Origin of the sequence: Breznakia sp. PF5-3 (genome assembly GCF_029504745.1) — a bacterium.
Classification (GTDB): Bacteria; Bacillota_I; Bacilli_A; order Erysipelotrichales; family Erysipelotrichaceae; genus Breznakia.
The window spans coordinates 1-11,379 of sequence record NZ_JAQFIQ010000061.1 but is presented as its reverse complement, the minus strand read 5'-3'; the positions used below and the strand labels follow the sequence as shown (position 1 = coordinate 11,379).

12 protein-coding genes and 1 riboswitch are annotated in these 11,379 nt (G+C 31.6%); of the genes, 3 read left to right on the top strand and 9 right to left on the bottom strand.

The features are described from left to right. Positions 1-91: 91 nt before the first annotated feature. From M2475_RS10815 to M2475_RS10795, 5 genes are all read right to left on the bottom strand, one after another. Positions 92-655 carry an ECF transporter S component gene (locus tag M2475_RS10815; protein WP_277491519.1) on the bottom strand — a complete coding sequence of 188 codons (564 nt, stop codon included), beginning with the start codon at positions 653-655 and terminating at the stop codon, positions 92-94. A gap of 93 nt (positions 656-748) precedes the next feature. Further along, positions 749-888, bottom strand: a riboswitch (FMN riboswitch). Positions 889-970: 82 nt separating this feature from the next. Next, entirely contained in the window at positions 971-1,423 is a 453-nt protein-coding gene (locus tag M2475_RS10810) for a fructose PTS transporter subunit IIA (protein WP_277491518.1), read from the bottom strand. Between the two features lie 17 nt (positions 1,424-1,440). Then, positions 1,441-2,490 (bottom strand): fructose-specific PTS transporter subunit EIIC, encoded by a 1,050-nt coding sequence (locus M2475_RS10805; RefSeq protein ID WP_277491517.1) that lies wholly within the window; start codon positions 2,488-2,490, stop codon positions 1,441-1,443. Positions 2,491-2,501: 11 nt separating this feature from the next. Further along, on the bottom strand, positions 2,502-2,819 hold the full coding sequence (locus M2475_RS10800) for a PTS fructose transporter subunit IIB (RefSeq protein ID WP_277491516.1): 318 nt from the start codon (positions 2,817-2,819) through the stop codon (positions 2,502-2,504). Between the two features lie 41 nt (positions 2,820-2,860). Beyond that, entirely contained in the window at positions 2,861-5,515 is a 2,655-nt protein-coding gene (locus tag M2475_RS10795; RefSeq protein ID WP_277491515.1) for a glycoside hydrolase family 38 C-terminal domain-containing protein, read from the bottom strand. Positions 5,516-5,677: 162 nt separating this feature from the next. On the opposite strand from M2475_RS10795, the gene M2475_RS10790 reads away from it, so the two are divergent. Beyond that, on the top strand, positions 5,678-7,591 hold the full coding sequence (locus tag M2475_RS10790; RefSeq protein ID WP_277491514.1) for a PTS sugar transporter subunit IIA: 1,914 nt from the start codon (positions 5,678-5,680) through the stop codon (positions 7,589-7,591). 49 nt (positions 7,592-7,640) lie between these two features. Here the strand turns inward: M2475_RS10790 and M2475_RS10785 are convergent, their stop codons facing one another. Genes M2475_RS10785 through M2475_RS10770 form a run of 4 tightly spaced genes read right to left on the bottom strand, consistent with a single transcriptional unit; the run spans position 7,641 to position 10,019 of the window. Beyond that, a complete protein-coding gene (locus M2475_RS10785) occupies positions 7,641-8,396 on the bottom strand; it encodes an ABC transporter permease (RefSeq protein WP_277491513.1) in 756 nt (251 codons plus the stop codon). After that, positions 8,397-9,344, bottom strand: coding sequence for an ATP-binding cassette domain-containing protein (locus M2475_RS10780; RefSeq protein WP_277491512.1), 948 nt, complete (start codon positions 9,342-9,344; stop codon positions 8,397-8,399). It lies immediately after the preceding gene. A 5-nt stretch (positions 9,345-9,349) separates the two neighbouring features. After that, complete coding sequence (locus M2475_RS10775) at positions 9,350-9,694, bottom strand: DUF1048 domain-containing protein (protein WP_277491511.1); 345 nt, start codon at positions 9,692-9,694, stop codon at positions 9,350-9,352. Between the two features lies 1 nt (position 9,695). Next, on the bottom strand, positions 9,696-10,019 hold the full coding sequence (locus tag M2475_RS10770) for a PadR family transcriptional regulator (RefSeq protein WP_277491510.1): 324 nt from the start codon (positions 10,017-10,019) through the stop codon (positions 9,696-9,698). 222 nt (positions 10,020-10,241) lie between these two features. Between M2475_RS10770 and M2475_RS10765 the strand changes: the two genes are divergently transcribed. Together M2475_RS10765 and M2475_RS10760 are read left to right on the top strand one after the other, a co-directional pair. Beyond that, entirely contained in the window at positions 10,242-10,928 is a 687-nt protein-coding gene (locus tag M2475_RS10765) for a phosphoribosylaminoimidazolesuccinocarboxamide synthase (protein WP_277491508.1), read from the top strand. Between the two features lie 112 nt (positions 10,929-11,040). Then, on the top strand, positions 11,041-11,184 hold the full coding sequence (locus tag M2475_RS10760) for a hypothetical protein (protein ID WP_277491507.1): 144 nt from the start codon (positions 11,041-11,043) through the stop codon (positions 11,182-11,184). Positions 11,185-11,379 lie beyond the last annotated feature (195 nt).

Below are 11,379 nucleotides of genomic sequence, written 5' to 3'. Positions count from 1 at the left end.
AAAAACTGACATAGTTCAGAATTTTTAGTGTGAATGAAATATCATAGAATGATTTTTTAATATTATACTTGATTTTTATTAACTAATTTTTTTATATTAATTTAGATATTCGTTTGTAGAGTAAGAATGTAACGGCACCATTCATTCCAGCCTTTATAAGGTTGAATCCAATGATGAACGGCATTAAATCCCAAACCATACTTTGAGGGACTCCCATGAACATAGGGGTGATGATAAGATTTGCAATTATCATTACGACGGCCATTGCAAGAGTTCCACAAACAAGACCAATGATGGCTCCTTTTTTTGTTTTATTTCTTTGGTAGATGATTCCCGATACAAGAACCAATGCACCAGTAGCAATTATATGCATGATGATTCCATAAATACCACTACCTGCACTAACGGTTAATCCCTGTATCACTGAGGTAACAAGTGTTAATATAAAACCAGCGATAGGTCCTAAAGCAAATGTTCCAATCAAAATAGGGATGTCTGCTGGATCATATTCCAAAAAGGAAACCGCAGGGAAAATAGGGAAATGAATAAAATAGACTAAAGCGATAGATAACGCTACTAAAACCCCCATTTTTGCTAGTTTCATCGTTTGATTTCTACTGTTATTTGTGTGTTTCTGCATGATTTCTTCTGACATATAATGTCCTCCTTCTATAATTATAGAAAAGAATCTGACAGGAAAATAAAAAGCCTTGAAACTTTCGTTTCAAGACTAAAATACCATAAAAGTATTTTGTTTCTTTCATCCGGACTATACCGTCGGTATGGGATTCTAACCCATTCAGCTATTGATATGATCGCAAGCGCGCGGACTTAAAGCATTTGCTTTTCACCGCCGGTGAGGAATTACACCTCGCCCTGAAACAGCTTTTCTAGCCACATAATAGCATTGATATATAATAATGTCAATTGAGATATATCGATGCTATTAATTATGGATAGTTGGGTTACGTTAATCTTTAATTTCATTCAGAAATTTTAAATATTTCATTGTATCTTGTTTGTTTTCTAATTGATATAATTTTTTTCTAAAATCATCATTCATTAATTTTCTTGCTAATGTCGATAATATTTTCAAATGGTGATTATCTTTGTTTTCGTATGGTACAGCAATTCCAAAAATTAAGCTTATATTTTTATCGTCATCCCAATGTATTTTGTTTTTCAATTTGATTAGCACCAAAGAAGAGTGCTGAACAAATTTAGACTGTGTATGAGGGATTGCTACACCTTCTCCCATGGATGTAGATAACTCCTTTTCTCTTTTATAAATATCTTTTTTAAATCCTATCGGATCACTTATACGATGATTCTCAGCCAAAAGAAAAGCTATACGATTAATTACATCTTCTTTACACTGTAAATCTGAATTTAATTCAATTAGCGTATCATTAATTATTTCCATAATCCCACCTCTTTATTTTATTCTTCTTTTATTTCTACATCAGGATCCTTTCGAATAAATATGTAGATAAGTCCTACTGCAACAGCTGTGCCGATTACAAAGCTTAATAAGTATAATGGTATGTTGCTTACTAAAGGTAATGTTTCAAGTCCTCCAATTGGTGCTGATAGAGTTACTTTAAAGAAAGCAGATAATGCTCCTGTTACTCCTGCTCCGATGCATAGAGATGGTAAAATTTGTTTTGGTTTTGACATAACATAAGGTATAGCTCCTTCAACAAAGAAGCTTAATCCCATAATGTATGCTCCAATTTTAGCACCTCTAAGATTTTCACTAAATTTTTTAGGAAATAGGGTAGCGGCAACCGCACAACTTGTACTAACTACCATTGCGCTACACCCACAAGCTGCCATGATTACACTTGGTATAGGTGTTCCATCTGCTGCAGTCAATGTTGCAACTGAGAAGAAATATGCAGTCTTATTGATTGGACCACCCATATCAATAGCGACCATTACACCAATAATACCACCTAATAGAACAGCATTGGTACCACTCATAGAAGTTAAAAATCCATTTAATCCACTATTTATAGGTTCTACTAATGCATTTACAAGAATCATTGATAATGCAGCGATTGTAAGCCCTATGATTGGGAAAATTAGTAATGTTTTAATTCCTTCTAATGAGCGTGGAAATTGAACTGTAGCTTTTTTCAGCAAAACGATGACATATCCACTGATAAATCCAGCAGCAATTGCCCCAAGAAAACCAGAACCTCCATCGCGAGCTAATACACCAGTGACAATCCCCAGTAAAATACCAGGACGATCTGCTATTGAATATGCAATGTATCCAGCAAGCATAGGAAACATAAAGCTCATAGCAATTCCGCCGGTTTCTAACAACCATGCAGAAATAGCAGTTGTTGAGCCAAAGGTTTCAGCAGTTGAGTTTCCTACATCTAATAAATATGCAAAAGCTAACATAATTCCACCAGCTACTACAAATGGTAAGAAATAAGATACTCCTGACATTAAATGATTATAAAATTTTTTCGTATTCATTTTTTTCCTCCTTAATAAATATCAATATTAGCATTTTCGATTTTTTCAAATATTGTTTCTACTTTTCTTACAGCATCAGATACTGAAGCCATTAATAATTTTTTTCCTTTAAAACGTTCCATTTCTACCTTGGTATCTGCTGCAATAATGACAACATCCGCTTCTTTAATGTTTTGTTCACTTAAGCGATTTTCAACTCCAGCAGAACCGTTGGTTTCTACTTTTATGCCATATCCTTTTCTTTTAGCAAAGTTTTCAAGGTTTTCAGCTGCCATATATGTATGTGCAATCCCTGCAGGACAGGCGCAAACGGCTACAATTTTTTTCATAAATATACTCCTTTCTTATATATAAATTTACAAATAAGTATTTATTTTTTAATTTTAATAATTCGCAACTCTCCTTTCTTGAAATTTATCATATCCATATTAGTTTTTTCAATTTCTTGTTCTTTTAAATCAGATATGAAACATTCTTTATCATTACTCCATAAGGCTAACTTTCCACCACTTATTTCATAATTTTCATTGTTGTAAAGTCGAAGCAAATAACTATTGCTTTGATCCGTTTTTACAATGCTTCCAAAGGAACCATCAAAAGTATCGATACTCAAGAAGTTATACGCTTGAGGCAATTTGTATTTCCATGAATTGGTAGGGAAGTAGGCAATAGGATTGATGGATTTATCGAAATCTTGCCTTTGATAGCAGGTGTTTTCACATGCATATGCAATATAATCATTGGTGATTTTATTGGCATTGAAATCAGTATAATATGTAATAGCAATTTCAAATGTATTCGTTTTTTTCATCTGACAATCAGGTGTCTCGAAAATCATATAATCCAAACCACTTGGTCTACCAGGGCGACGATTTAAATCTGGATATCCCATAGCTCCATAGGAACGAAAAGCAGTGATTGCAATATCTTTCTTATTCATATTTACAAATTCATATTCTTTGCTACTTTTAGTAAATATACTAACAACAAAATTGTCATCAACCGCAGATACATGATTCAATAGTGGAAAGGTTGGACTTGGCTCTTCAAACCATTTTTCACTTTTCCAAATCTGTAATTCTTTAGGATTTGTTTCTCTTTTTATGTATCCGTATTGAGTTCCCGCAAAAGAATATTCATTTTTGTTAGTTCCTTGGATAATAATTCTAACTCGGTGTTGTTCTCCATGGTTATGAATATTACCTTTTAGTTCAATTAAACCACTATCTTTCTTTAAAATAATCTGTAATGTATACTCCATGCTTTGATTACATTCTTCATATTTTCGATGATGTAAATCTGATGGTATTTTCATTTGTCCATTAATATTCATAATGCTCATTTCATCGGCTGAAGTGTAAGATACTTTTGCGCTATCTAAGAAATCACGAATATACAAATCATGATCAGGATAAGAATAATCAAAGCTATCTCCTTCATCTCCAGAGTCTTCTAAGTAAATAGCATTTGCTATTTTTTTATCTAACATCTTATCGTGGATAACAATCCCATCTTCGTTTTGATATATTTTATAACGATTATTTTGGATATATCGTTGCTCTTCAATGAAAGTGTCCATGTTATCATCACTATTAATTACTTCATATGTTTTATATGATATACCATTGAATTCATCGCTTTCCAAAACAATATCGTGTTCATAATAAAACTTACTTTCATCCATGTTATCGATGTTTTTACGTAATACACCACAATTCTCTTTGCTTGATTTTTTTATTGAAAAAGCAATTGAGTTTTCTTTGTTCATAATTTTGAAATGTTTATGTTTTGTTAGTATTTTGGTTTCGATTATCATCTTTCGCTTTATTGGTAAAGTATTAAAAATGAGTAATGGATAACTATCTATAAATTCGCCTTCCAAAGATATTGAAAGTAATTTCATTAAATATATCTTTGAAGAAGTAGCAAGATTAAGCGCATTTTTACTTTCTCTTTCAATATAGTTGTTTGTTTCATCAGTTAAAGTAGCTGATGAATGAGTTTGACATTTTATTAATGTCTCCCATGCTTTATCAATTAAACCATGTTCATAAGGGATTCCTAGTGCATCTAGCATGCTCATTACAGGTTGTAGTTCATAAGTTAATAATCGTTCGCATCGATCTTGTAAGGCTTTAATGTCTGCACGAGCAGAGAACATTGATTTATGAACGCGATGGTATTGTGTTGAAAATAATTCGTTCTTATGTATTTTTAGGTTTTTCCCATACTTTCTAACATGATTACAAAAGGCTTCCCAGGAAGTTAGTTTGAATTCAAATTCATCAGATTCTTTGTTGTATTGTTTGATTTTCTCAGGAATATTTAGAATTGCAGGATTTTGATCAAACCCCAAAGGGAATACAAATTCATTTTTTATTGTTGAATAATCTAATAGTCTTTCAATTAAAGACTTAACACTAATCTTGTTGTAATCTAAAGCAGACTCTTTAAAAAGCGTGCCTTCTTTAAATGCATAGCAGCCATATCCATAACCTGCAATCATAGTGCATACGAGCAATTCACTATCATCATTAGATTGCATATAGAATTCACTTCCTAAATGGTAATGATCTCCAACTCCTCTAGTGATTATAAAGTTTTTGATGCCAAACTTATTGAAAATTTTAGGAAAGTCATAACTATGTCCAAATGAATCGGGTAAATAAGCGATATTAGATATTCGACCTAAATTACTTGCTGTTTTTATTCCTAATCTTAAATTGTTGATGATGGATTCTCCACTACTAATATAACAATCAAGTTGTGAGTTAAATGGACCAATTACCAACTTATTTGCAGAAACTAATTCTTTTATATAAGATTCATCTTCAGGGTGAAGCATTAGGTATTCATCAATTGGCGCAGTTTGGCCATCAAAAAAGAAATGTTCGACTTTATTTGTTTTAAAAGCTTCAAGCAGTTCTTTCATGTTATAACAAAACTGAACGGTTGCATCTTGTGTTGTGAAATACCAGATGAGATCCCAATGTGTATGATGAATACAATGTGCTATTTTTTTCATTGTTGTCCTCCTTTTGCAATAAAAGCGTATCACATAAGTGTTTCATCAATATATAGCTGTATTCGCTAAGAAATTGCAGCATTTCAAAAAATGTTGCAGATTTTAAAAAGTTGCAAGTTGCATAGTTTGATATAATTTAATTGAAAGGGCATGGAGGTATCGATGAAAACCGAACGTATTAAGCAATTAATTAAATTGTTAATTTCTCAGGATGATTATATAACCGTTTATAAGTTGTCTAAGCAGTTGAATATTTCTGAGCGAACGATTCATAATTATGTTACTTCTCAAGAATTTGGTTCACTTATTTTTCCTGGAAAACTAGTGAAAAAACCAAATCGTGGAATTCGTCTTGAGGCAGATGGAGTTGCAAAAGCAAAGATTTTATCTAAGCTTAAGCTATCACTTACACTAAATACAGGGCAAGAGAATGATTTCTGTAAAGTGTTGATAAAATTGTTATCTAATGCTAAAGGAATTTCCTATGATGAGTTAAAAAATGAACTTTTTCTTTCGACTACTTCATTGCATGCTTTGATTAATGAAATAGATAATTACAGTAATGAATTCAATTGCTATATTGAACATAAACGCGGAAAGGGGATTTTACTTTATGGTGATGAAAATGATATTAGAAAATTATTCTATGCCTTTTTAACTACTTTTATTGAAGGTAGTGAAGATATTGCTATGAACCGTATTAATGATAAAACTAATGTAATTTTAAACATCTTGTTGAAAGAAGATGAAAAGCATAAAATCATTAATATTATGAAAATCAGTGAAAATATTATTAATACAAACTATTGTGATGAAGATTATAACAAGGTAGCTATTTGTCTTTCGATTATCATAACACGTTTAAAGATAGGGAAATTTATACAAAATGAATCTTTTTATGATTTAAAAAGTAATCAAGAGTTTTATTATGCAACCTTAATTAAAAATTATTTGGAAAAAGATTTTTCAATTCTTTTTACAGATCCAGAAATAGAATATTTATCATTGTTGTTGATTGGGACAAGAAAACAGATCAATATACCAACTACCCAACAGGATATGGTAATGTTGGAAAAGTTTTTAAATTTGCTTAGTATTCGATTAAATGTAGAACTATCAAATGATTTTGAATTAAAACAAAATTTAATTAGTCATTTAAAGCCTGCAATAAATCGTATTCGCTATGGAATTAGTAATGAAAATCCACTGCTTGAACAAATTAAAATCAATTACACTGAAGTTTATATGGCCGTGATTACAACAATTGAAGATTTAGAAATCATGGAAAATATATATTTTGATTCAAATGAAATTGGATATATTTGTTTACACATTATTGCTGCTGTAAATCGGCCAGCAAATATTAGAAAAATAGAAGCTGCTTTGATATGTAGTGAGGGTCTTTCTATAGAGATTTTTCTTAAAAATATTATTGAGTCATATTTTAGTGAAATTCATATAAAAGAAATTTTCAGAGAAAATTCAATTCAAACCATCCATTCAGAAGCATATGACATTATTATCAATAGTTCTAAAACAATTGTTATGGGCGATAATTGTATTCGTATTGATCCGAATTTCACCCATAATGACCATAGCGCTTTGCGACATTATGTCTTGAATTTTTCAGCGATGGGAATTGCTCATAAAGAAAATGTTTACGAACATTATCTGTTGTTTTTTCAAGATGATTTAGAAAATGAAGATAAATTACTTCAAAAATACTGTAATTTTTTAGAGGTTAATGGCTATGTGAAGAAAGAATTCTATGATTCTGTTATATCTAGGACAAAGATTAGTAGTACCTATGTAGCACGTGGGATTGCACTGCCTCATGGAGCAAAAGATGCTGTTATTTCATCTGTTATTATCATGATTAATTTGAAGAATCAAATTAAATGGGATGGAGAAGATACAGATTTTGTAATTCTTGTGGCTGCAAATGATAAAGACTTAAATGAGTATAATTTTTTATTCCGAAAAATCATGCGAATTGCTGCAGATGATAGGTTAGCAAAAACTTTGAAAAATTGTACTAATATGCATTCTTTAAAACAACTGTTGAATGATTTATAAAAAGAAACTATTTGTAATGAAGTTAATTCATACATCTAGTTTCTTTTTTTTATTTCAATCTTCTTTTGTATGTCAACATTGAAAGTCCATAAAATAGTATAGATATTCCAACACACCATATAATGGCTATTGTGATACTTTGCCAATTAGGATTCCCAAGCAAGAGGGATCTAATACCTTCAATGATAGGGGTCATTGGTTGATAGGTTGCAAATATTTCCAATGCACGTGGCATTGTTTCTACAGGTGCGAAACTAGAACTTACAAATAGTAATGCCATCAATATATATGCAAATACACCTGCTCCTTCAAAGGTTTTTGCAAGCAAACCAAAAGTAAGAGCCATCCAAGTCATTGCAAGTACAGAAAGAAGTAACAATGTAATAGCCAATAGCCATTCATGAATATTGGCAGGTGAGCGAAATCCAATTAAGAAGGCAACGATGAAGATAACGACTAAAGATACAATATTAGAGATGATAGAAGCTATAACATGACCAGCTAAAATGGATGATTTCGCAATAGGCATCGAATGAAATCGTTCGAAAATCCCTTTATTGAGATCGTTGTTAACGCGTAAAGAACTATAAGCTACACCACTTGTAATGCAGTATAGTAATACACCAGGAACGATATAATTAACATAACTAGTTGTTCCGGTTTCCATAGCTCCACCAAGAATATAAACAAAAGCTAGTAAAATCATAATCGGCATTACAATTACAGTAATAACTGTATCAATACTACGTGTAGAATAACGTATTACTCTACTACTCATAATAAATGTATGTTTCACTGTATTCATTTAGACCACCTTCTTTTCTTCAGTGTTTACAATATCTAAAAAAACATCTTCTAGAGTTGGAAGTTTTTGACTAAATTCAACAACATTAATCTTAGCTTCGCAAATAGTATTTAATAACTTACTGATATCTTCAACTCCACCTTTAGATGAAATAGATAAACTTAAAGATTCTTTATTCGTTATAACATCATAAGTCTTACTTAATAATGATATTGCAGCAGATAAATTTTCTTTATCTGCAAAACTTAATTTTAGATGAGCGTTTGGAAGTTGTTGTTTTAGTTCTTTTGCACTTCCTTGTGTAACAATTTTTCCTTTATGTAAAATAGCAATTTGATCAGCTAAAACATCAGCTTCTTCTAAATATTGTGTAGTTAACAATACTGTAATACCAGATGTAGTTAAGTTTTTTATTACATCCCACAATGCAATTCTAGCTTGAGGATCTAATCCAGTTGTTGGCTCATCCAAAAAGATGATGGATGGGTTTCCTATTAAGCTCATAGCTAAATCTAAACGGCGACACATTCCTCCAGAATATGTTGCAATACGTTTATCAGCAGCATCTTCTAAATCAAATTGTTTTAATAAAGCGTTTACGATTATATCGATATGGTTAACATTACGAAGTTTAGCTATCATTTGAAGATTTTCACGTCCGGTTAAAATATAATCTAAGGCAACACTTTGTCCAGTTAAGCTAATGGCATTGCGAACCTCTTTAGAATTGTTTGTCACGTTAAAATTATTTACAATAACTTCACCTTCATCAGCTTTTAAAAGGGTTGAAAGAATTTTGATAATTGTTGTTTTACCAGCACCATTAGATCCCAACAAAGCAAAAGTAGATCCTTTTTCTACAGTAAAGTTAACATCTGTTAATACTTTGTTATCCTTATAAGCCATTTTTAAGTTAGATACAGAAATGGCAATATTAGATTCTGTCATTATATTTATCTCCCCAACTTTTTGTGTAAATCATCATTCATTTTCTTGCGCATTTTTCCATTCCATGTTTCAGCATCTTCTAGTAAAGCATCACAAAAGGCCATAACATCATGCCCAACAACATCCAAGACATCTTTATTATCAGCGATTGCTGCTTCAAATAAATCTAATATCTCAGGTAGTAAAGCTACAACACTGTTATCATTAGATGAAAAATTAAGCATGTATTTAGAAGCTGTATCATATACTACACGATAATCATGAGGTAAACGTTTTGCTCGACGTTTAGATTCTCGCCAACTTTCTTTTTGTTCTTTAGTACCTATTATATATTCACGAATTTTTTTCATTTCAATTTTCCTCCTTAAGCTGAGCTAAACGCTCTACGATAAAAGCCCACTTCTTCCAGAAAACTTCTAACTCTTGATATCCAGCATCATTAAGTGAATAAAATTTCCTAGGTGGTCCAAGTTCAGAAGGCTTTTTCTCAAAATCAATCAATTTCTTTTTTTCTAATCGCAAAAGAATTGTGTATACAGTTCCTTCTACGACTTCATCAAAGCCAAGAGCATTTAATTGCTTAGCTATTTCATAACCATATGTTTGTTTTCTACTGATAATTTCAAGAACACAACCTTCTAAAACACCTTTCAGCATCTCCGTAAGATTTTGCATATAACCTCCTCTACTAAGTATTACTTATTACCACTACATAGTATCACCAAGTAGCCATAGAGTCAATACATGTGATAAAAATAAATATTAATTATAAAATCTTTTAAAATATTGAAAGATTTTTTTTCAAATGATAAAAAAATAGTGCTATAATAGATTAGAAAATACAAGTTCTTAGGCTGCTAAAAGGTGACCAATACAATGAAAAAGGAGAAACTTAAAATGAAAAAATTATATTCAGGAAAAACGAAAGATGTGCTTAAAGATGAAACAACAGGTAGTGTTTATTTATTTTTTAAGGATAGTGCAACTGGTGAAAATGGAGTCTTTGATCCAGGATCTAACACAGTAGGTGGAAGTGTTGAAGGAAAAGGGAAGACAGGATTAAAAATAACTAGTTATTTCTTTGAACTTATGGAAAAAAATGGAATCCCTACACATTATAAAGGGTCTGATATTGAAAAGGGATTGATGGAGGTACGTGAAGTTACCGTTCCACCATTAGAGTTTGTATTGCGTTATTTTACAGCAGGAAGTATGTGTCGTCGTTTCACATTGGAAGAAGGAATTCCTTTTGAACCACCGTACTTAGAAGTTACATTAAAAGATGATGAACAAGGTGATCCACTTATTAGTGAAAGATTGTGTCTTTTAAAGGGAATGCTGAAACCTGGTCAATATGACGAAGCTTTAGCATTGTTAGTAAAGGTTGGGGAAGTGTTAAGAAATGAATTAGATACAATGGGATATACACTAATTGATTTTAAAATAGAACTTGGTTATGATGAAAGTGGTAAAGTGGTTGTAGCGGATGAAATCACACCAGATATTTGGCGTATTAAAGATGAAAATGGAAATATTCCTAACCAAATTGAATGTGCAAATATGCTTTTAGAAAAAATTGCATAATGAATCTAAATTAAGTATATATAAGTGTCTTCGAAACCAATATTTTGAAGGCACTTTTCTTTTAGAAATTTAGATTATGTATGATATAATTGTTCCGTAAGGAGGGGATAGTTTGATTGATTTTGATACGCCAGTAATGAGGTTTGTATTGGATAGAGGACTAAAATTCATTTTAGCGTTTCTATTTTTTGCCTTTATTCATTTTGTCTTTTTGAAAGATAAAAAGAAACCAAAAGATAAAGATACTTCAAAATAATGAAGTATCTTTTTGTTTGGTGTGCTAGGCATGGCATATATCTAGTGGTGAAAGTCCACTGTGGGGGGTGTAGTCGCTAACCCGTAGCCGAAGACAAGGATGTCCATCGCGAGGTGGAATCTGAAGGAAGTTGGAGTGCAAACTACCGACCCGAGGAATACGAATCACATAAGGCGAGTCAAGAATGGATAAGGG